This window comes from Pseudodesulfovibrio sp. 7M6 (assembly GCF_050058625.1).
In the GTDB taxonomy this organism is placed as follows: domain Bacteria; phylum Desulfobacterota; class Desulfovibrionia; order Desulfovibrionales; family Desulfovibrionaceae; genus Pseudodesulfovibrio; species Pseudodesulfovibrio salinus.
The window spans coordinates 3,882,582-3,902,339 of the sequence record NZ_CP188816.1; the positions used below are offsets into that span (position 1 = coordinate 3,882,582).

The following is a 19,758-nucleotide window of genomic DNA, read 5'->3' on the forward strand; positions in this document are numbered from 1 at the left end:
TTAAAGCAAAGGGCGGTTCCATCGTGGAACCGCCCTTTTTTTGTCGTTTGGTGCGTGTTGCCGATCGGTTGGGGGCCGATCTTAGGATAAATTCAGGCAGCTAGATGATAATCGATGGCGCGAGTCCCAGCACCACGAGGGCTGTCAGGATCAGGAAAATGGCGACACCGGCGCGGACAGTGAGCCTTTCCGGGGCGCAGTTGCCTTCCAGGTCCTTGAGATACAGGGTGGCCAGGGGGCGCAGGTAATAGAAGATGGACAAGGCCGCGCCCAGTACGCCGATGACGCCCAGCCAGTAATAGCCCCCCATGATCGCGGATCGGAACAGGAGCAGCTTGCCGGTGAATCCGGCGGTGGGCGGCAACCCGGCGAGCGCCAGCAGGCTGACGGCCAGCAATGCCGCGCTCCAGGGGCGGGCCTTGCCCAGCCCTTGCAGGGACTCCAGGGAGTCGATGTTGTTCTCACGCCCTGCAAGCAGAGACAGTCCGCCGAAAGCGCCGAGGTCCATGATGGCCAGGGCCGCTGCATAGAACATGACCGGTTCGGGTCCGCCGCTGCGCACACTGAGTACCGCCATGAGCAGGTAGCCCATGTGTGCGGCCGAGGAGAAACCGAGCATCCGGTTGATGCTGGTCTGGGCCAGGGCGGCCAGATTGGCGGCCAGGACGGTCAGGGCGGCCAGTCCCCAGAGCACCGGCACGGTGCCGGGCCACATCGCCGGTCCCATGGAAAGGGTGACGCGCAGCAGGGTGGCTGCCACGGCCACCTTGACCATGGAGGTCAGCAGGGCGGAAACCGAGGCGGGCGCGCCGCGATATACATCCGGTGCCCAGAGGTGGAAGGGGGCGATGGAAAGCTTGAACGCCAGCCCTGCCAGGACCATGGCCAGCCCGATGAGCGCGGTGCCGCGTCCCTGCGGGGAGTCCAGGCTCGCGAGGATATCCAGGCTGCCGGACCCGGCATAGATGAGGCCGATGCCGAAGAGGAGCACGCCGCTGGCCGTGGCACCCATGATGAAATATTTGACCGAGGCCTCGGTGCCCCGGCTGTCCTTGCGCAGCCCGATGAGGATGTAGAGCGGCAGGGAGAGCAGTTCCAGGCCGAGGAAGAGAGAGAGCCAGCCGCGCCCTCCGGCCAGGAGCAAACCACCCAGCAGCGCGGTCAGGAACAGGGCGTGCAGTTCGTCGTCATTGCGGCCTTCCCGTTCCAGCTCGGGCCCGTAGAAGAGCAGGACGCCGAGGCCCAGGGCGCATATCAGCGGCAGGAAATAGGCGGACAGATGCCCGGGAAGCAGGAACGGCACCAGAGCAGGAATCGAGGGCCCGTTGCACGGATAAACCGCGACGGCCATGATCCCGGCCAGTAGGGTGGTGACGAGGGTGACCACGCTCAGCCCGGCCGCGTGCTTGAAGATCGTGCCCACGGTGAAGCAGGTAAGAATACCGAGGGTCAGCAGCAGGTGCGGAGAAAAGAGAAGGAGATCGTGCATGTTCTTTTCCTCCCTAACCCGGCCATTGCGCCATGAGGGCGTCGAGAGGTTCGCGGATAAGGTCGAGCAGCGGGCCGGGGTGGGTTCCCACCAGCAGCACGGCCACGGCAAAGACGGATAGGATCAGTATTTCACGTCCGTTCAGGTCCATGTTCTCAGCCGTAAGTGTAATCGGTCCCGGCTTGCCGAGAATGGTGCCCTGCAGGAGCCGCAGCACGTAGGCCAGTCCCACCACCACGCCGAAGAAGGCGAGGCACGCGCCCACCGGATAGACCCGGAACGAGCCGAGCATTATCATCAGTTCTCCCACAAAGTTGGACAGGCCGGGCAGGCCCGCCGAGGCCACGCCGAAAAAGAGCATGAAACCGCCGTAGACGGGCATCTTGCCCCACAGTCCGCCGTAGTCGGCGAGCTGGCGGGAGTGGAACCGCTCGGCCAACATGCCGACCATGACGAACAGGGCGCCCGTGGTCAGGGCATGGCTGACCATCTGGACCACCGCGCCGGACATGGCCGTTCGGTCATGGGCGAACAGGGCGAACATGATGAGTCCCATATGGGCCACGCTCGAATATGCCACCAGCCGTTTGGCGTCCTTCTGGGCCAGGGCGATCCAGGAGGCGTAGAAGAGTCCGGCCAGTCCCACTCCGGCCAGCCAGGGCGCGGCGGCGGATACGGCCTGGGGAAACAGGGGAATGGCCCAGCGGAGCATGGCGTAGCCCCCGGTCTTGAGCAGAACGCCCGCCAGCAGCAGACTGCCCGCCGTGGGTGCCTGGGTGTGCGCGTCCGGCAGCCAGGTATGCACCGGCAGCATCGGGGTCTTGACCCCGAAGGCCAGGATGAAGGCAAAGGCGCACCATGCCTGGGCCGTGCCCTGTACCGGGGAGGCGGCCAGCGCGGCCAGGGAGGGATCGACGCCGGTCAGCAGGAGCCAGATGACGGCCAGCAGCATGGGCAGGCCGCCCACCATGCTGAAGACGAAAAACTTGATGGCCGCGTATTGCCGCCGCTCATGGCCGTAACGGCCGATGAGGAAGAACATGGGAATGAGCTGGGCTTCCCAGAACAGATAGAAGAGCAGCAGATCGCGGGCCAGGAATACGCCGATGGCCGCGCTGAGCGCTGCCAGGAGCAGGCAGTGGAACACGGCCACGCCCTCGGAAATCTCTCGCCAGGACGTGAGGATGCCCAGTACGCCGAGGAGCGCGGTGAGCAGGACCAGCACATAGCTGAGGCCGTCCATGGCCAGCGAATATTCCACATGCAGCAGGGGAATCCACTGGAATTTTTCCACCAGCGTGCCGTTCATGACCATGGGCAGCGCCGCCAGGACCAGCACCAGTTCGGCCAGGGCGGTTATCAGGCCGATAAGCCGGGCCTGGGCCGGATGTCGTAGGAAAAAGAGGCCGGTCAGGCCACCCAGGAGGGGCAGCAGGATTAATGCGGTAAGCAGCGGAAAATCGTGCATGTGGCTCACCGTATTCCTATTGAAGCCGTGACGACCAGCATGGCCACCACGCCGAGCAGCAGCCAGAACAGATAGGCGGACAACCGTTCCGCGCCCCATCGGCCGATGCGGCTGCCGAGGCGTTGGGCGAGGCTGCCGATACCGAGGGCCGCACCATCAACCAGCGTGTCTTCCACATTTTTCCAAATCCAGCCAGCCGCCCGCTTGTAGGGGTAGGCCACGGCGGACATGTACAGGGAATCCAGGCACCATCCACGTACCAGAAAACGAGGCAAGCCGCTGTCGGGCGCCGGGTTCCGCAGCTTCTTCCACGGGCCGTAGAGCGCCAGGGCAATGCCCAGGCCGAGCAGGGCCAGTCCCGCGTCCACCAGTTCCGCCGTGCTGCCCACGGTCCCCTCGATGTCCGGGGTCATGGGCGTCATGCCTGTCAGATGGTCCAGCCAGTGGGGCGGGATGCCGATCGTGTGCGCCAGATGTTCGGGCATGTTGAGGACTCCTGCGATCACGGCCAGCGCGGCCAGGGGCCAGAGCACATGGAGCATGAGGGCCGGGGTTTTCTCGGTGCCGGTTTCCGGTTCCAGGGCGGGCTTGCCGGTAAAGGCGAGGAAAAAGACCCGGAAACTGTAGATGGCCGTTATCAGGGCCGTGACTGTGCCCACGCCCCAGACCAGGACCCAGACGAACTGGCCGGTGTGGGCCATGGCCATGGCGTTTTCCAGAATACGTCCCTTGCTGAAGAATCCGGCAAAGGGAGGTAGACCGGCCAGGGCCGCCGCGCCGCAGAAGAAGGCCAGGGCCGCGCCCGGAACAATGCGCCGTACCCGCGCGCCCATGCGGAAGATGTCGTGCTCCTCGTGCAGGGCCTGGATGACGATACCCGCCACCATAAAGAGCAGAGACTTGAAAAAGGCGTGCACCAGAAGGTGGAAGAAACTGCCCGAAGGATCGCCCGCGCCCACGCCCAGGATCATGTAGCCCACCTGACTGATGGTGGACCAGGCCAGCACTCGCTTAATGTCGTGCTGGACCAGGGCGGAACAGGCTGCCACAAAGGCGGTTGCCGCGCCGACCAGGGCGACCGCCTGCAAGGCAATGGGGTCGGCATACAGCAGGACCGGGAAGGTCCGGATGAGCAGGTAGACGCCTGCGGTGACCATGGTGGCGGCGTGGATCAGGGCCGAGACCGGGGACGGACCGGCCATGGCGTCGGGCAGCCAGACAAGCAGGGGGAGCTGGGCCGATTTGCCGGTGGCCGCCGTGAGCAGGAGCAGGCCGATGACGGTCAGAATTGCCGGGTCGAGGGTGGCCGCGCTCTGTGCCAGATGCTGGATGCCGAAATCGCCGGTGGTCTTGAAGAGCACGGCCAGTGCGGCCAGGAAGGCCACGTCGCCGATGCGGGTGACCAGAAAGGCCTTCTTGCCCGCCATGACGTTGTGCGGGTCGGTGTACCAGAACCCTATGAGGGCGAAGGAGCAGAAGCCCACGCCCTCCCAGCCCATGAACAGGAAGACCAGATCGTCGGCCATGACAATGGACTGCATGAAGAACACGAACAGGTTCAGATAGCAGAAATAGCGCACCCAGCCGTCGTCATCTCGCATGAAGAACAGGGAATGGACGTGGATGATGAGGGAGACGAAGGCCACCATGGTGGCCATGACCGCGCACACGGGATTGTAGAGCAGGGTGGCGGCAACGTGCAGCCCGCCCGCGTTGAACCAGTCGAAGAGGTGGACGGTCAGCTCCTGCTGCCCGGCGAGTCGGCTCCATGCCGCAACGGCTCCGGCCAGGGAACCGGCCACGGCCAGACAGGCGAGGCCGCCGGAGACCCTGCGCGGCAGGGCGCGTCCGGCCAGGGCCAGGATCACGGCACCCGCCAGGGGGGCGAAAAGGGTCAGGCAGAGCAACACGGTCATCGGATCAGTCCTCAAGTTGTTTCAGCGAGTCCGAGCTGAGACTCCTGCTTCGCCGCCAGACGCGGAAGACCAGGGTCAGGCCGATGGCGATCTCGGCTGCGGCCACACCCATGATGAATAGGACCATGCCTTGGCCGGAGATGTCCCACCAGCGCAGGGCCGAGGCCACGAAGACCACGCCCGCCGCGTTGAGCATGACCTCCACGCCGAGCAGGACCATGATCAGATTCCGCCGGGCCACCACGGTGACCAGACCGAGGAAGAACAGGGCCGAGGCAAAGAGCAGGATATGTTCGAGGGGGACGATCATTTCGCATCCTCCCCTTTTTTAGCACTGGCGGTGTCGATGTCGCAGGGCGGGAGTGTGTCGAGGCTCCGGCCGATCCTGTCGGGATGATCCGAACGCACCAGCGGGAACCCGAGGTAACGCGCTCCGGCCAGGGCGGCGAAGAGCAGCAGGGAGACCACCTCCACCGCAGGCCAGGCATTGCCGAATACCCAGGCACCGAGGGCCCTGGGCGAGACCCGGCCTGTGGCCAGCGGTTCGCCGTTGGACGGATCGAACGAGATCAGGGCCATGCAGGCCACCACGCCGACCAACCCCCAGATGGCGGGCCAGAACAGGCGCGAGCGCAGTCGGCGCAGCACGATGCCGGTCGCTTTCGAGGAATCGTTGGGGTCCTGGGCCATGAGCATGATGACGAACAGGAACAGGACCATGATGGCCCCGGCATAGATAATGACCTCGAACCCGGCCAGCAGGGGCGCGCCCAGCAGCAGGAAGATGAGGGCCGTGCCGATGAGGGAGCCGACCATCCAGACCACGGCGTGGACCAGCACCCGGCGCGTCACGGCCACCAGGGTGCAGATCAGGACCAGTGCGGCCAGGATGTAGAATAGAACGGCGTACAGGCTCATGGCAGGTTGCTCTTGTAGTTTACCGGCGGTTCCTCGTTCTCATGTTCTTCCCTGGGGAATTTTTCCTCCACCCCGGCATGACGGTAGAAATCGTAGTCGTTGTCCTTGCCGCCGTGATCCACCAGCAGATCCTCTTTTTCGGCCACCAGCTTGAGGATGGAGTCCTCGGCGAACTCGTAGGCCGGGGTGAGCTGGATGGCCAGGGTGGGGCAGGCCTCCTCGCACAGGCCGCAATAGATGCAGCGGGCGAAATTGATGCGGAACCAGGACGCGTACCGGCGCCCGTCCTCGCGGGTGGCGGCCTGCATGGAAATGCAGCTCACAGGGCAGGCTGCGGAGCAGAGGTAGCAGGCCACGCACCGTTCGTCGCCGTCCGGGGAACGGGTCAGGATGATGTGCCCCCGGGAGCGGGGCGGCGGTGTGCGCTTCTCTTCCGGGTACTGTACCGTGATGGGCCGGGTGAAGATCGTCTTGAACGTCTCGGCGTACCCCTGGAACAGTCCCCTGGTACCCATCCCAACCGCTTTGAGTGTATCGGTCCATTGCTTGAAATACATGATTACTCAGCCTCCTCGTCCGATGGGACCACAGGCCTTCGCTCCAGCCGGTATTGCCATATCTGGAAGGCCAGCAGCGGGGGCAGCAGAATCCCGGCCGCCACGGTCAGGAAGGTCAGGTCCATGGCTGCGGGCAGGGGTGAACCATGGCCGACCATGGCGTAGAGCAATACGCCGCCCGTGCCGAGAATCAACCCCGCCAGGACAAGGCCCCACGGCAGGGGGGACCCAGCCCAGCCCCGGCGCAGGCTGGCGAAAAGCAGGGCGAGATCTGCAAGACCGGCCACGCCGAGCACCATGAGCGACTTGCGGGGCTGGACGAAATCGGGCCCCGCCGTCCCGATGAGCTGGGAGCAGAGGAGCAGCCCGGCCAGCAGGGAACCCAGTGCGCCGATGATGGAAAGAATTTTGAGCTGCGACGTCGCCTGCGTGCGGTTCGGGTCGCCCAGCATCCAGGCGCTGCCCATGAGCAGGCCGAGGCAGACGAGCAGGAGGATGGCCGGGAAAAATCGGGGTTGGACCAGGGCCATGAGTCCGAAGCCGGAGGACGGGGAACCGCCTTCCAGGCAGAGCGACCCTATCAGCACGCCTTCCACCGCCATGACCGCCAGTGCGCCCCAACCGGCCACGCGCATCCACAGGACCGGCTGCTTGGCCCGGTGCCGGTATTCCAGCCCCAGCCCGCGAATGCCGAGGGCGAGCAGGAGCAGGATGATCAGTCCGTAGCGCGATGACAGGGCCGCTCCGTACACCGTGGGGAAGGCCCCGAAGAGTACGGCTCCCAGAATCACGAGCCAGGTCTGGCTGGTGTGCCACACCGAGTCGATGGACGCGAGCATGGACTCGGCCCGCTTACTGTCCGTCGAGAGGGAGATCAGGCAGACGCCCAAATCGATGGCAGCCAGTCCCACATGGAGGAACAGGGCGCATCCGAGCAGGGCATACCAGAGGTCCGCGAGCGTCATGGCCGCCTCCTTATGTCGCAGGATCGCGGCGGCGGAGGCACGCTGTCCGGCCCCTGGCGCAGAATCCGGCGGCTGACCGCCAGGAATAGCCAGAGCAGGAGCAGGGCGGCCACCAGAAAAACAAGCAGGGACAAACCAACGGCGCGTGGCGTCAGGGACGAGGCCATGGCCTCGGTGCGCAACATTCCGTAGAGAATCCAGGGCTGCCGTCCGACCTCGCGCATGATCCATCCGGCCCATATGGAGACCATGGAGAGCGGGGCCAGCCAGATGAAAAACTTGAGCAGCTTGCGGTTGGAGGCGATGCGTTCCGGCGTGAGCCGTCCCCTTCTCCAGGCCAGCCCGGCCAGCAGGCAGGCCACGATCATCAGGGTCCCGATGATGACCATTACCCGGAACGAATAGAAAATGAGCACGATGGGCGGGCGTTCGTCTTTGGGAATGTCCTTGAGCCCGACGACCGTGCCGAAGGGATCATGGGTGGCCAGCAGGCTGAGGACATAGGGAATGCGGAATTCGACCACATTGCGTTCGTTTTCGGGATCGGGCCAGGCGAACAGGGACCAGGCCGCGCCCTCTCCCTTTGCGTTGGTGTCCCAGAAGGCCTCGGTGGCGGCCAGTTTCGCGGGCTGGTATTTTGCCACACCCTGGCCGGAGAGGTCGCCGGTCCCGGCCTGGAGCAGGGCCAGCAGCAGCCCTGCCGCCGCCATGGTCTTGAATATCCGCAGGTAGAAATCCGTATGCTGCCTGCGCAGCAGGTGCCATGCGCTGACACCCGCCAGGATAAAGGCGGTGCTGGTCAGGCAGGCCAGCCACATGTGCGGGAAGGAGGAGAGGATATCCGGGCTGAAAATCGCCTGCAACCGATCAGTGACAACGAATATTCCGTTCTCCATGTGCCCGCCGCGCGGGGTCTGCATGAAGGCGCTGGCGACCATGATCCAGAACGAGGAGAGGGTGGCCCCGAAGGCGACCATGCCGGTGGCGAAAAGGTGCAGGGGGGGCGAAAGCCGTTTCCAGCCCGCCACCATGAGATAGAGGAATATGGACTCCACCAGGAACCCGGACATGGCTTCGACAGAAAGGATCTGGCCCAGGAATCCGCCGGTGGCAACGGAGAAACCGGACCAGTTGGTGCCGAACTGGAATTCGAGGGGGATGCCGGAAATGACGCCGAGGGCGAATATGAGCAGGAAAAAGCGGTTCCAGAACCGGGCCTGTTGGTACCACTCTTTTTTGCCCGTGCGCACCCAGATCAGCTCGGCCAGAAAAATATACAGGGAGAGGCCGATGGTCATGGCGGGCCACAGGATGTGAAACATGGTGGTCAAGGCGAACTGAAGCCTTGATAGAAATATATGGTCCGTGAAAAAATGTTCCATATTTCTGGTGCGCCCGCTGTTGCGATCCCGGTGTTTTTGTCGACCAACCCCTTGCCGATACTGCCTTCCGTGGCCCGGCCGTGACGTCGGTGTTTTTGGCACCGATTCCTAGTTTTCAATAAATCAGGTTCGGTGGCAATAGGTTATTATAAAATTCCATGACTCTCATCTTATGGTATTCTCTAATTGATTATCACCTTTTTTTGCAATCTCCTTGTCTAAAATGTGCTATGTACGTAAATAGATGAGAGCGATTCCCACTTTGGACATGTAACCAACGGTTACGTAAGCTGTCTCCGACACAGGAGTAACACAGGAAACGCATTCATGCAGTATACACCGGAACATATTTCCACGGCCTTCGATGTCTGGGAGCCGAACACCTTTTCCCTGATCGTCTTCGGTGTGCTCGCGGCCGGTCTCGTGGCTACCTTGCTCGGGCTTTCCTCGTTCATCACCCGGCGGAAGATGGAAGGGGAAAAGGGACGTCCTTACGAGTGCGGGGTCTTGCCCACCGGTTCCGCCCGGTTGAGCTATCCTGCTCCGTTCTGGCTGGTGGCCGTATTTTTTCTGCTTTTCGATGTCGAGGCCGTCTATGTGGTCTCGTGGGCAGTATCATTTGAAACGCTGACCTGGGCCAGCTGGGGACAGATGACCTTTTTTATCGGCGTACTGCTGCTGGGCCTGTGCTGGGTCTGGCGCAAGGGAGGCCTCGAATGGGGCATCAATCGGAAGCCGTAGACCGGGCCGTACAGGCCGCCATCAATGGTGAGGCGAATGCGTCGCAGCTGGTTCCGGACAAGGCGAACCTGGGCGACATTGTTTTGAACTGGTGCCAGAAGAACAGCCTCTGGCCCCTGTTCTTCGGACTTTCCTGCTGCTTTGTTGAGCAGGCCACGGTCTTTACCGGCCTTTACGACATCGCCCGGTTCGGGGCCGAGGTCCTGCGCGGGTCGCCCCGGCAGGCCGATCTCCTGGTGGTGTCCGGCACGGTCTTCAAGAAGGCCGCGCCCATGGTCAAACGAATCTACGAGCAGATGCCCCGGCCCAAGTGGGTCATCTCCATGGGCTCCTGCGCCAATACCGGCGGCATGTACGACGTGTACAGCGTGGTTCAGGGCGTGGACCAGATCATCCCGGTGGACGTCTACGTAACCGGCTGCCCGCCTCGGCCCGAAGCCCTGATGCACGGCCTGATTACCTTGCAGGAAATGATCCGGGACAATAACCGTCCCCTGCGCCCTGTCCTGAACATGCAGGGCGGCCACGCTGGCGGTCGCGACGACATTCTGGTGCCGGGCCGCACCAAGGACCGCGACACGCGCGGACCGGGCATGGCCGGAATCCCCATCCGGGGGACCTCGGTGACCCCGCCGGAGTTCGCCGGGTCCCGTTCCGACGACATGTGGGTTCCCCACGCGCCGGTCCTGGAATTTTCGCCTCGGCACGAGCAGCTCCGCCAGGCCCTGGCCGCCCGCTTCGGCGACCTTGCCGACTGGGCGGAAAAGCCCGTGGACATGCCGACCGTGACCATCCCCGCCTCGCATGTGGTGGAGGTCCTGGATTTTCTGAAAAACGAGGCACCAATAAAATTCGAGCGGCTGGAGGACCTGACCGCCGTGGACGAGACCGCGCGCAAGGTCCGGCCTGCCCACGACTACACCGTGGTCTATACCCTGACCTCGCTCAGTGCGCAGGAGTATATCCGCTTGCATGTCCCTGTGACCGGGGAAACACCGGAACTGCCCAGCGCCACGCCGGTCTGGGTCAGCGCCAACTGGTACGAGTGCGAGGTCTGGGACATGTTCGGCATCCGGTTCAGCGGCCATCCCGGCCTGCGGCGGCTGATAATGCCCGAGGAGTGGCCCGGCCATCCCCTGCGCAAGGGGGAGCCGCAACGCGCCACGGACATTGCCCCGTATCTGGCCGAGGACGCCCGCAAACACCAGCCCGAGGATGCCGCCATCCTGCTGAACAAGGTCCACGCCGATTCGCCCACCAAGCGGGAGTTCGTGCTCAACATCGGTCCCCACCACTACAGCACCCACGGCCTCGTGCGCTTCATCCTGGAGATGTACGGCGAGGAGATCGTGGATATGACCACGGACATCGGCTACCACCACCGAGGGGCCGAGAAGATTGCCGAGCACCAGTCCTGGCATCAGTTCATTCCCTATACCGACCGGCTGGACTACCTGAGCGGCGCGGCCAACAACCTGACCTATCTTCTGGCAGTGGAAAAGCTGTGCGGGGTCAAGGTGCCGGATCGCGCCCAGTGCGTCCGGGTCATGCTGGCCGAGTTCTACCGAATTTCCAATCATCTGCTCTGGCTCGGCACCATGGTGCAGGACCTGGGCATGATTACCCCGGTGTTCCATACCTTCCGCGAGCGTGAGCAGGTCATGGACATAATGGAGACCATTACCGGGGCCCGGCTGCATCCGGCCTGGCTGCGCATCGGCGGGCTGGCCATGGACCTGCCCGAGGGATGGGACAAACTGGTCGGCGATTTCGTGCGGGTTTTCCCCAAGCGCATCGAGGGGTACAAGCGGATGATCTCCGGCAACCCCATTGTCCGGGCCAGGATCAAGGGCATCGGCCCTCTGTCGCTTGAAGACGCCATCGACCACGGCATTTCCGGGGCCAACCTCCGCGCCTGCGGTTCCACCCGGGACCTGCGCAAGGTCGCCCCCTATTCCGGCTACGAGCAATACGAGTTCGACGTGCCCACCCGGGACGGCGGCGACTGCCTGGCCCGTTACGAAGTGCGGTTCGACGAGATGCTCCAGAGCAATCGGATCATTGCCCAGTGCCTGCAATGGATGCCCGAGGGCCGGTTCAAGTCCGATGATTACCGCTACTGCATCCCGGACAAGAAGGACACCCTGCACGACATCGAGAGCCTGATTCATCATTTCATCAACGCCACGCGCGGCCCCAAGGTGCCTGCGGGCGAGGCCTATGCCGCCACCGAGGCACCTCGCGGCGAGCAGGGCTTCTACGTGGTCAGCGACGGGGGCAACATGCCCTACCGGCTGCATATGCGTTCGCCGGGCTACGCCTCGGTGCAGGCGCTGCCGCTTATGGCCGTGGGCCACACCCTGGCCGACTTCATCGCCATCATGGGCTCGGTGGACTACATTGCGCCCGATCTGGACCGTTAGGGGAAGATCATGCTGCCAAAGGAACTGGAAGACGCCATACGGGAAATCGTCAAAGAGGCCGAACATGTGGAGGAGAAGATCATCGACATCATCTATCTCCTCCAGCGCCACTACGGCTATTTTTCCGACGAAGCCATGCACCATGCCGCCCGGCTGACCGGCAAGACCCTGGTCGAACTCGAAGAACTGGCCACCTTTTACGACTTCATTTATCGGGAGCCGCTGGGCCGCTTCGTGATCCACGTCTGCGACGGCGTGGCTTGCTGGATGCATCACGAGGACGGGCTGTTCGACTATCTCTGCGCCAAGCTGGGTATCAAACTGGGGGAGACCACCGAGGACGGGCTGTTCACCATCCTGCCCACGGCGTGCCTGGGCAACTGCCACAATGCCCCGGCCATGCTCATCAATGGGCAGCACTATGGCCGCCTGACCCCGGAAAAGGTGGACCGCATTATTGCCGACTTGCGGGAGAACAGCGACAACATCGAACTGAGCATTTGCAGGTAAGCCCATGAGCGAACAGGTTCTCTTGAAAAATCGCCGCCTGGATTGCCGACCGGCCAGCTTCGAGGAATATCGGGCGGGCGGCGGCTACGAGGCGCTGGAAAAGGCGGTCCGTACCATGACCCCGGACGAGGTCATCAAGATTGTCTCGGATTCCGGCCTGCGCGGACGGGGCGGAGCCGGGTTCCCGGCGGGCCGCAAGTGGAGTTTCGTACACAAGGACGCGCCGCATCCCCGGTACATCCAGTGCAATACGGATGAGATGGAACCCGGCACCTTCAAGGACCGGATTCTGGTCAACGCCGATCCGCACCTCGTCATCGAGGGTATCCTCATGGCGGGCTACGCGGTTCAGGCCGATCTCGGCATCCTCTTCATCCGCCCCTCCTACGATGCGGATGCCCATCTGCTGGAGCGGGAACTGGCCGTGGCCCGCGAGGCCGGGCTGCTGGGCAGGAACATCCTGGGCACCGACTTTTCCTTTGATATAGAAGTGCACCGTAGCGCGGGGCGCTACATCTGCGGCGAGGGATCGGCCCAGGCCAACGCCATCATGGGCAAGCGGCCCAACCCGGACAAGAACAGCCACATGACCGACGCGGGCCTGTGGGGATGCCCCACGGTGGTCAACAACGTGGAGACGCTGGCCTCCACGCCGTTCATCATCCGCAACGGGGTGGACTGGTTCAAGTCCCTGGCCGCCTCGCCCACCGGGGACGGCACCAAGCTCTACTGCGTCAGCGGCGAGGTGGTGAATCCCGGCTGTTTCGAACTGCCCAACGGCACCCGGCTCGGGGATATCATCTTCGATTCCGCGGGCGGCATGTTGCCGGGGGCGGAATTCAAGACCTGCCTGCCCGGCGGCACCTCCACCAGCTTTGTGCCGGAGCAGCTCCTCGGCACCGCCATGGATTTCGATTCCATGAAAAAGGTGGGGCTGACTCTGGGCACGGGATCGATCATTGTCTTTGACCGCAACACCTGTCTGGTGCAGGCCACCATCAACATCCTGTCCTATTTCGCCCGGGAATCCTGCGGCTGGTGCACGCCGTGCCGCGAGGGCATTCCCTACATGCGCCATATCCTGCAACGCATTGAGCGGGGTGAGGCCGGGGAAAAGGATCTCGACCTGCTGGGCAGGGTGGCCGACGGTCTGGCCCATGCCTACTGCGGATTCGCACCGGGCGCGGCCACGCCGGTCAAGGGGCTGTTGCGCCATTTCCGGGAAGAACTGCGCGAGCACCTGGACGGGAGGGGCTGCCCGTTCAAGAACGTTGCCAAGCCGGGCGACTGGCGCACGCTGGTCCGCGAAGAGGGGGATGAATAATGCCTGTTCTGACCATTGACGGACAGCGGGTCGAGGTCCCGGCCGGGACCAAGGTCATCGACGCGGCCGAACAGCTCGGCATCATGATCCCCCGGTTCTGCTATCTCAAGTCGCTGGGAGCGGTGGGCGCCTGCCGTATGTGCGCGGTGAAATTTCTGGACGGCCACAAGAAGGACCTGGACATGAGTTGCATGGTCGATGTTCGGGACGGCATGGTGGTCGAAACCGATCACCCGGATGCCGTGGCCTTCCGCGCCCAGATCATCGAATGGCTCATGCTCAGCCATCCGCACGACTGCCCCATCTGTGACGAGGGCGGTCATTGCCTGTTGCAGGACATGACCGTTTCCGGCGGGCACGGGTTGCGCAACTATCGCGGCCCCAAGCGGACTTACGAGAATCAGTATCTCGGCCCGCTGATCGCCCATGAGATGAACCGCTGCATCCACTGCTACCGTTGCGTGCGTTTTTACCAGGAATATGCCGGGGGCCGGGATTACGGCACCTTCGGCATCGCGGGACGGGTTACCTACCAGCGCTTTGAGCAGGGCAGGCTGGAGAGCCCGTTCAGCGGCAATCTGGCGGAGATATGCCCCACCGGGACCCTGACCGACAAACCGGCCCGATATCGCGCCCGGCGTTGGGATCTGGAGCGCAAGCCCTCGGTGTGCGCCCATTGCTCCCTTGGCTGCAACACGCTGCCCGCCGTTCGCTACCGGGAAGTCCTGCGCGTGGAGAACCGGTTCAGCGAGGATATCAACGGTGATTTTCTCTGTGACCGTGGCCGCTATGGCTTCGGCTACGCCTCCATGCCGGACAGGCCGAGACAGGCCATGGTGGACGGCAGCCCCGTAGCGCCGGACACGGGCGCGGAAGCGGCGGCCGACCGGATTCGGCAACTGATGGACAAGCATGGCCCACAGAGTGTGGCCGTGCATGTTTCGGCCCGCTGCACCCTGGAGGAGATGCTGGCGGCGCAGCGACTGGCCAAGGGATTCGGCCTGAATCCTCCCACGTATTTCCTTACCGAGGCGGAGCGCCGGGGCAGCCTGGACGCGGCCGCAGCCCTGGCCAATGACGTGGCCTGCTCGCTCAAGCAGGTGCGCGAGGCCGATCTGGTGCTGGTGCTCGGAGCCGATCCGTTGCAGGAGGCCCCCATGGCCGCGCTGGCCATCCGACAGGCGGCCCGCAACGGCGCGTTGGTCGGCGTGGTCGATCCCCGCCCTGTGGATGTGCTTTGCGAGACCGTCCTTGTGCCGCTCTCGCGCCGTCTGCTGCCCGCTGCCGTTGATGCATTGCTGGATCGCGCCTTTCCGGCGGCGGTCTTTGATGGTGCGGCAGCATCCTTCCGCGCGGAACTCCGCGAGGCCGCTGCCAAGGGACGGGATGGCCTGTCGGCTGTGGAAGGTCCTCTCGGCCGGATTGCCGAGGCCCTGCGCAAGGCAAAGCGCCCGGTGCTGGTCTGTTCGCCCGAGGCCATGCTCCCCGGCTGGGTGTCGCTGGTGGCCGGTTTTGCCCGGCTGCTTGGTCTGGCCGGTGGCGAGGACGTAACCCCTGGACTTTTCTGCCTGCTGCCGCGAGCCAATTCCCTGGGCGCGGCCTTGCTGGACCGAGGCGAGGGACGCAGCCTGGATCAGGCGCTTGCCGCCGAGGGCGAGGATGCCGTCAAAGGGCTGATCTGCCTGGGCGCGGACCCGCTGACGCAACTCCCTGTCAGCTCGCAGGCAGGCCCGCTCGATGGGCTGGAACTGTTGGTCTGCCTGGACTGCACGCCTTCCGCAACCTGGAATCGGGCGGACGTGGCCCTGCCCAAGAACACGATTTTCGAGACCGGCGGTTGTCTGGTCAATAACGGTGGAACGCTGCAACGGACCGCCCCGGTCTTTGCCGGAGGCGTTCCGGTGATCCAGGCGGGAAACGGCTCCCATCCCCCGAGAGAACCGGGAGCCGGGCTTCCCGGCGGCGAGGTGCCGAACACCGGAAAGTGGACGCAGTTGCTGCTCTCCGGCCTCCCGGAACAGGGAGAGCCACAAAGCGCTTTGCTAACACTCATGGCGACGGCCACGCCCGAACTGGGTGTGTCTGTGCTGCCCGAAGCGCCGGGTCCGCTTTTTCCCTCTCTGGATGCGCTGCTACAGGCGCAGGAACAGGCAACGGATGCGGGCGGCGGTGAACTGCTGATTACCGGCAGTGTCTTCGGCGCGGATCGTTTGGCGAATTTTGGCGAACTGGGGCAACAGCTGCTGCCGGAACCGGAAATCCGGATCCATACCGATCTGGCCGAAGAGCTGGAGCTGGAAGAGGGACAGACGGTCCTGGTCCCTCTGACTTACGGCACGGCGCGGGGAACACTCCGGTGCAGCCGGGAGATGGGTGGCCGTACCGTGGTCCTTGGCCGGACGCCTCGGTCGGGCTGGCAGCGGGCCGGTGGGCTGGCCATGCCCCTGGATGTCCGGCGTCTCTGGCGGGAACAGGCCGATCAGAAGGCGGCGGACGCAGCGGACTTCGATCCCGACATCAGTTGTCAGGGCGGGAGGTTGTAATGGGTATGGACCTGCTCCTCGGCATGATCGTGCTGGTCATCAAGTGCGTGGTTATCCTGCTGGTGGTCCTGACCATCGCCGCGTATCTGGTGCTCTTCGAGCGCAAGCTCCTGGGCCGGATGCAGCTGCGTTACGGTCCCAACCGGGTCGGCCCCTATGGCTCGCTGCAACTCCTGGCGGACGGCGTCAAACTGCTCCTGAAAGAGGATTTGATCCCGGACGGCGCGGACCGGATACTGTTTTTGATCGCGCCCGGCATCCTGACCTTCACCACCCTGATGGTCTTTGCCCTGGTTCCCTTTGGCGGCGATATCCATCTTTTCGGGCATACGGTTCCGCTGGTCATCGGCGATATGGACATCGGCGTGCTGGTCTTCCTGGCCCTTTCATCCATCGGGGTGTACAGCGTGGCCCTTGGCGGCTGGGCGTCCAACAACAAGTTTTCGCTGATCGGCGCCGTGCGCGGCGTGGCCCAGATGATCAGCTATGAGCTGCCCCTCTCCCTCTCCCTGGTGCCCATATTCATGTTGTCCGGTTCCCTGAGCCTGACCCGAATCGTCGATGCCCAGGCCGACTATCCGTTCATTCTCGTCCAGCCCGTGGCGGCTCTGATCTTCTTCATCTGCGGGCTGGCCGAATCCAAGCGCATCCCCTTTGACATCCCCGAGGGCGAGAACGAGCTTCAGGCCGGGTTCCATACCGAATACAGCGGTATGCGGTTCGCCCTGTTCTTTCTGGGCGAGTATATCAACATGATCCTGCTCGGCGCGCTCATGGCCGTCTTCTTTTTGGGCGGCTGGCGCGGCCCTTGGCTGCCCGGCCCGGTCTGGCTCCTGCTCAAGATCGCCATCGTTCCCTTCCTGCTCGTGTGGACACGCGGCACCCTGCCCCGGCTCCGCTACGACCAGTTGATGCACTTCTGCTGGAAGGTCCTCATGCCCCTGGCCCTGGTCAACGTGGTCGTCACCGGTGCCGTTTTGGCCTTTCTCGGTTGATGGCAAACCTGATTTGACGTCCTCTCGCGGGGCGCGATGCTTCGCTCTCCGTCCCGGAATTGGGAAAAATTGATAATAGGCAAGCCTCGGGAGTTACTCTTTGGGGCTTGTTTCGTATGCCATCCCCCCTCCATGGCGATTCTTTGCAATCATGGTCCCTTCTGCTACAAGTGGACAATCCTTGCACCTCAACCCGGCGTATTGCATGAAAATAGCGGTCATCGGCGGTTTTGCCCCCTCTCTTCTCAATTTTCGCGGTCCGTTGCTGGCGCGGTTGGTCGGGCTTGGCCATGAGGTGCACGCCCTGGCTCCGGCCCACATACCGGATGTCTCGCCGCAACTGGAGGCCATGGGCGTGGACTATTCCATGTATCCACTGGCCCGGCGGGGCATGAACCCGCTGGCCGACCTCGGCACGCTGCTCCATCTCAAGCAGGCCCTGTTCCGCATCCGGCCGGACCTGATCCTTTCCTATGGATTCAAGCCCGTGGTCTATGGCTCCCTGGCGGCGCGCATGGCCTGGGTGGGGCAAAAAAAACGGGTGTACGGCCTCATCGCCGGGCTGGGCTATGCCTTCACCCGCGACAAAGGACTGAAACGCCGCCTCCTCTTTTCCCTGGCCAAGGGCATGTATCGGGCCGGGCTCAAGTCCTGCGACGGCGTCATCTTCCAGAACCCGGACGACCGCGCCTTTTTCGAGCAACTCGGCGTCCTTGAAGAGCAGACAAAGGCCACTGTCGTCCCCGGCTCGGGCGTGGACCTGAACTGGTTCGCCCCGGCCCCGTTGCCGACCTCGCCCGTCTTCCTCTGCCTGGCCCGGCTGGTGCGCTCCAAGGGGGTGGCCCAGTTTGCCCAGGCAGCTGCCCGGCTCAAGGAGAAATATCCCGAAGCGGTGTTTCGGCTGGTAGGTCCCCATGAGGAGGGCGGCGACGCCGTGACCGCACAGGAAATTGCCGCCTGGAAGGCCGAGGGCGCGCTGGAGATTCTCGACGCCGTGGAAGACGTGCGCCCCTTCATTGCCGGAGCGTCCGCCTATGTACTGCCCAGCTTCTACCGCGAGGGCGTTCCCCGTTCCATTCTGGAGGCGCTGGCCATGGGGCGGGCCGTGGTCACCACCGACGCGCCCGGCTGCCGTGAGACCGTGATTCCGGGCGAAAACGGGTTCCTGGTTCAGCCCAAGGATGTGGACGAACTGACAACGGCCATGGAGCGGCTCATTGTGGAACCGGAACTGGCCCGACGCATGGGCGAAGCCAGTCGCGCACTGGCCGAGGAAAAATTTGACGTGGACAAGGTCAACGACGCCATGCTGGCCTTCATGGAATTGATATGAAGCGAATTTTCGACCTGTGTCTGACCGTACCGGCCCTGCTGCTGTTCTGGCCCATCATTCTGCTGGTGGCCCTGTTGGTGCGGATCAATCTGGGCAGCCCGGTCCTCTTTCGCCAGACCCGCCCCGGACGGTACGGCCGCCCCTTCGACATCATCAAGTTCCGCTCCATGCGCGATGCCAACGGCCCGGATGGACGTCCGCTGCCGGACGCCGAGCGGCTGACCCGGTTCGGCTGCTTTCTGCGTTCCTCCTCGCTGGATGAACTGCCGGAGCTGTGGAACGTGCTGAAAGGCGAGATGTCGTTGGTTGGGCCACGCCCGCTGCTCATGCAGTATTTGGATCGCTACACGCCGCGGCAGGCGCGCCGCCATGAGGTTCGGCCCGGCATCACCGGCTGGGCGCAGGTGCACGGCCGCAACGCTATTGCCTGGGAAGACAAGTTCGAACTTGATGTCTGGTATGTGGACCACGCCTCTGTTATGCTGGATTTGAAAATACTTTGGCTGACCGTGGCTTCGGTGCTTCGGCGCGAGGGCGTCTGCCAGCCCGGGCACGCCACTACTGAAGAATTCATGGGCTCTGAAGTCCGGCCCGAAAACGACAACGCCCCAAGCGGCGAAAAAGGAGGAACCGCATGAATGTTTCACGCATCCTGCTCCCTGTGGATGGTTCCCGGCCCTCGGATGCGGCCACGGACATGGCCATTTCCATTGCCCAGGACGACAACGCCACAGTGGTCCTGCTCCATGTGCGCAGGACCGTGCCCACCGGCCTGGGGCAGCCCAACGCCGATGATTTGCTGACCCATCTCACCAACGAGGCCGAGGCCGTGATGGAGCATTATCGGGGCCGTCTCCAGGCCGCCGGTGTGGACTTCATCGATCTGGTGGTGGGCGGCGATGTGGGCGAAACCATCGCCGAGGTCGCCCAGCACGAAAAGTGCGAACTCATCGTCATGGGCTCCAAGGGCAAGTCCGACCTGGAAGGTCTCATCCTCGGCTCCGCAACCCACAAGGTGTTGCACACCACTGCGCTCCCGGTGATGGTGGTGAAGTAGGGGAGAGGAGTGCCCCCGGACCCCCTATCCTATCTCCTCTCCAAAACTTTTTGGTTGCGCTCTGCGCGGGGGAGGGGATGCCTGGAGGCGAAGTAGATTATTGGAAACGTGTTCCAACCCATATATGGGGTGCAGGG

The 19,758-nt window shown here is 63.6% G+C and carries 17 protein-coding genes; 9 read left to right on the plus strand and 8 right to left on the minus strand.

Annotated elements, in window-relative coordinates; all coding sequences use genetic code 11:
• Positions 1-100: 100 nt before the first annotated feature.
• Genes ACI0FG_RS17950 through ACI0FG_RS17985 form a run of 8 tightly spaced genes read right to left on the minus strand, consistent with a single transcriptional unit; the run spans position 101 to position 8,695 of the window.
• Complete coding sequence (locus ACI0FG_RS17950) at positions 101-1,489, minus strand: NADH-quinone oxidoreductase subunit N (RefSeq protein WP_419786385.1); 1,389 nt, start codon at positions 1,487-1,489, stop codon at positions 101-103.
• Between the two features lie 13 nt (positions 1,490-1,502).
• Positions 1,503-2,957 (minus strand): complex I subunit 4 family protein, encoded by a 1,455-nt coding sequence (locus ACI0FG_RS17955; protein WP_419786386.1) that lies wholly within the window; start codon positions 2,955-2,957, stop codon positions 1,503-1,505.
• A gap of 5 nt (positions 2,958-2,962) precedes the next feature.
• Positions 2,963-4,873: an NADH-quinone oxidoreductase subunit L gene (gene nuoL, locus ACI0FG_RS17960; protein WP_419786387.1), complete on the minus strand. Its 1,911-nt coding sequence runs from the start codon at positions 4,871-4,873 to the stop codon at positions 2,963-2,965.
• Between the two features lie 4 nt (positions 4,874-4,877).
• Complete coding sequence (gene nuoK / locus ACI0FG_RS17965; RefSeq protein WP_419786388.1) at positions 4,878-5,183, minus strand: NADH-quinone oxidoreductase subunit NuoK; 306 nt, start codon at positions 5,181-5,183, stop codon at positions 4,878-4,880.
• Positions 5,180-5,791 (minus strand): NADH-quinone oxidoreductase subunit J family protein, encoded by a 612-nt coding sequence (locus tag ACI0FG_RS17970; RefSeq protein ID WP_419786389.1) that lies wholly within the window; start codon positions 5,789-5,791, stop codon positions 5,180-5,182. The genes nuoK and ACI0FG_RS17970 overlap by 4 nt, the downstream gene beginning before the upstream one ends.
• On the minus strand, positions 5,788-6,348 hold the full coding sequence (gene nuoI, locus ACI0FG_RS17975; RefSeq protein ID WP_419786390.1) for an NADH-quinone oxidoreductase subunit NuoI: 561 nt from the start codon (positions 6,346-6,348) through the stop codon (positions 5,788-5,790). The genes ACI0FG_RS17970 and nuoI overlap by 4 nt, the downstream gene beginning before the upstream one ends.
• A gap of 2 nt (positions 6,349-6,350) precedes the next feature.
• Positions 6,351-7,313, minus strand: a complete 963-nt coding sequence (locus ACI0FG_RS17980) for a cytochrome d ubiquinol oxidase subunit II (RefSeq protein WP_419786392.1) — start codon at positions 7,311-7,313, stop codon at positions 6,351-6,353.
• Complete coding sequence (locus tag ACI0FG_RS17985) at positions 7,310-8,695, minus strand: cytochrome ubiquinol oxidase subunit I (protein ID WP_419786393.1); 1,386 nt, start codon at positions 8,693-8,695, stop codon at positions 7,310-7,312. Before ACI0FG_RS17985 ends, ACI0FG_RS17980 begins: the two co-directional genes overlap by 4 nt.
• A 327-nt stretch (positions 8,696-9,022) precedes the next feature.
• Between ACI0FG_RS17985 and ACI0FG_RS17990 the strand changes: the two genes are divergently transcribed.
• The 9 genes from ACI0FG_RS17990 (at position 9,023) to ACI0FG_RS18030 (ending at position 19,621) form a co-directional block, all read left to right on the plus strand.
• Positions 9,023-9,436 (plus strand): NADH-quinone oxidoreductase subunit A, encoded by a 414-nt coding sequence (locus ACI0FG_RS17990; protein WP_419786394.1) that lies wholly within the window; start codon positions 9,023-9,025, stop codon positions 9,434-9,436.
• Entirely contained in the window at positions 9,412-11,859 is a 2,448-nt protein-coding gene (locus ACI0FG_RS17995; protein ID WP_419786395.1) for an NADH-quinone oxidoreductase subunit B/C/D, read from the plus strand. Before ACI0FG_RS17990 ends, ACI0FG_RS17995 begins: the two co-directional genes overlap by 25 nt.
• 9 nt (positions 11,860-11,868) lie before the next feature.
• On the plus strand, positions 11,869-12,369 hold the full coding sequence (nuoE, locus tag ACI0FG_RS18000; RefSeq protein WP_419786396.1) for an NADH-quinone oxidoreductase subunit NuoE: 501 nt from the start codon (positions 11,869-11,871) through the stop codon (positions 12,367-12,369).
• Between the two features lie 4 nt (positions 12,370-12,373).
• Positions 12,374-13,693: a complex I 51 kDa subunit family protein gene (locus ACI0FG_RS18005; RefSeq protein WP_419786397.1), complete on the plus strand. Its 1,320-nt coding sequence runs from the start codon at positions 12,374-12,376 to the stop codon at positions 13,691-13,693.
• Entirely contained in the window at positions 13,693-16,236 is a 2,544-nt protein-coding gene (gene nuoG, locus ACI0FG_RS18010; RefSeq protein WP_419786398.1) for an NADH-quinone oxidoreductase subunit NuoG, read from the plus strand. Before ACI0FG_RS18005 ends, nuoG begins: the two co-directional genes overlap by 1 nt.
• The gene (gene nuoH / locus ACI0FG_RS18015) at positions 16,236-17,231 is read left to right on the plus strand and encodes an NADH-quinone oxidoreductase subunit NuoH (RefSeq protein ID WP_419786399.1); all 996 of its coding nucleotides are present in this window, start codon (positions 16,236-16,238) and stop codon (positions 17,229-17,231) included. The genes nuoG and nuoH overlap by 1 nt, the downstream gene beginning before the upstream one ends.
• A 205-nt stretch (positions 17,232-17,436) precedes the next feature.
• Positions 17,437-18,564: a glycosyltransferase family 4 protein gene (locus ACI0FG_RS18020; RefSeq protein ID WP_419786400.1), complete on the plus strand. Its 1,128-nt coding sequence runs from the start codon at positions 17,437-17,439 to the stop codon at positions 18,562-18,564.
• Positions 18,561-19,202: a sugar transferase gene (locus tag ACI0FG_RS18025; protein WP_419786401.1), complete on the plus strand. Its 642-nt coding sequence runs from the start codon at positions 18,561-18,563 to the stop codon at positions 19,200-19,202. The genes ACI0FG_RS18020 and ACI0FG_RS18025 overlap by 4 nt, the downstream gene beginning before the upstream one ends.
• Complete coding sequence (locus ACI0FG_RS18030; RefSeq protein ID WP_419786402.1) at positions 19,199-19,621, plus strand: universal stress protein; 423 nt, start codon at positions 19,199-19,201, stop codon at positions 19,619-19,621. Before ACI0FG_RS18025 ends, ACI0FG_RS18030 begins: the two co-directional genes overlap by 4 nt.
• Positions 19,622-19,758: the final 137 nt, after the last annotated feature.

What these genes read in the sequence shown, in the direction of transcription:
- ACI0FG_RS17950 (WP_419786385.1), bottom strand. Translation starts at nt 1,489, where the DNA reads ATGCACGATCTCCTTCTCTTTTCTCCGCACCTGCTGCTGACCCTCGGT.
- ACI0FG_RS17955 (WP_419786386.1), bottom strand. Translation starts at nt 2,957, where the DNA reads ATGCACGATTTTCCGCTGCTTACCGCATTAATCCTGCTGCCCCTCCTG.
- nuoL (WP_419786387.1), bottom strand. Translation starts at nt 4,873, where the DNA reads ATGACCGTGTTGCTCTGCCTGACCCTTTTCGCCCCCCTGGCGGGTGCC.
- nuoK (WP_419786388.1), bottom strand. Translation starts at nt 5,183, where the DNA reads ATGATCGTCCCCCTCGAACATATCCTGCTCTTTGCCTCGGCCCTGTTC.
- ACI0FG_RS17970 (WP_419786389.1), bottom strand. Translation starts at nt 5,791, where the DNA reads ATGAGCCTGTACGCCGTTCTATTCTACATCCTGGCCGCACTGGTCCTG.
- nuoI (WP_419786390.1), bottom strand. Translation starts at nt 6,348, where the DNA reads ATGTATTTCAAGCAATGGACCGATACACTCAAAGCGGTTGGGATGGGT.
- ACI0FG_RS17980 (WP_419786392.1), bottom strand. Translation starts at nt 7,313, where the DNA reads ATGACGCTCGCGGACCTCTGGTATGCCCTGCTCGGATGCGCCCTGTTC.
- ACI0FG_RS17985 (WP_419786393.1), bottom strand. Translation starts at nt 8,695, where the DNA reads ATGGAACATTTTTTCACGGACCATATATTTCTATCAAGGCTTCAGTTC.
- ACI0FG_RS17990 (WP_419786394.1), top strand. Translation starts at nt 9,023, where the DNA reads ATGCAGTATACACCGGAACATATTTCCACGGCCTTCGATGTCTGGGAG.
- ACI0FG_RS17995 (WP_419786395.1), top strand. Translation starts at nt 9,412, where the DNA reads ATGGGGCATCAATCGGAAGCCGTAGACCGGGCCGTACAGGCCGCCATC.
- nuoE (WP_419786396.1), top strand. Translation starts at nt 11,869, where the DNA reads ATGCTGCCAAAGGAACTGGAAGACGCCATACGGGAAATCGTCAAAGAG.
- ACI0FG_RS18005 (WP_419786397.1), top strand. Translation starts at nt 12,374, where the DNA reads ATGAGCGAACAGGTTCTCTTGAAAAATCGCCGCCTGGATTGCCGACCG.
- nuoG (WP_419786398.1), top strand. Translation starts at nt 13,693, where the DNA reads ATGCCTGTTCTGACCATTGACGGACAGCGGGTCGAGGTCCCGGCCGGG.
- nuoH (WP_419786399.1), top strand. Translation starts at nt 16,236, where the DNA reads ATGGGTATGGACCTGCTCCTCGGCATGATCGTGCTGGTCATCAAGTGC.
- ACI0FG_RS18020 (WP_419786400.1), top strand. Translation starts at nt 17,437, where the DNA reads ATGAAAATAGCGGTCATCGGCGGTTTTGCCCCCTCTCTTCTCAATTTT.
- ACI0FG_RS18025 (WP_419786401.1), top strand. Translation starts at nt 18,561, where the DNA reads ATGAAGCGAATTTTCGACCTGTGTCTGACCGTACCGGCCCTGCTGCTG.
- ACI0FG_RS18030 (WP_419786402.1), top strand. Translation starts at nt 19,199, where the DNA reads ATGAATGTTTCACGCATCCTGCTCCCTGTGGATGGTTCCCGGCCCTCG.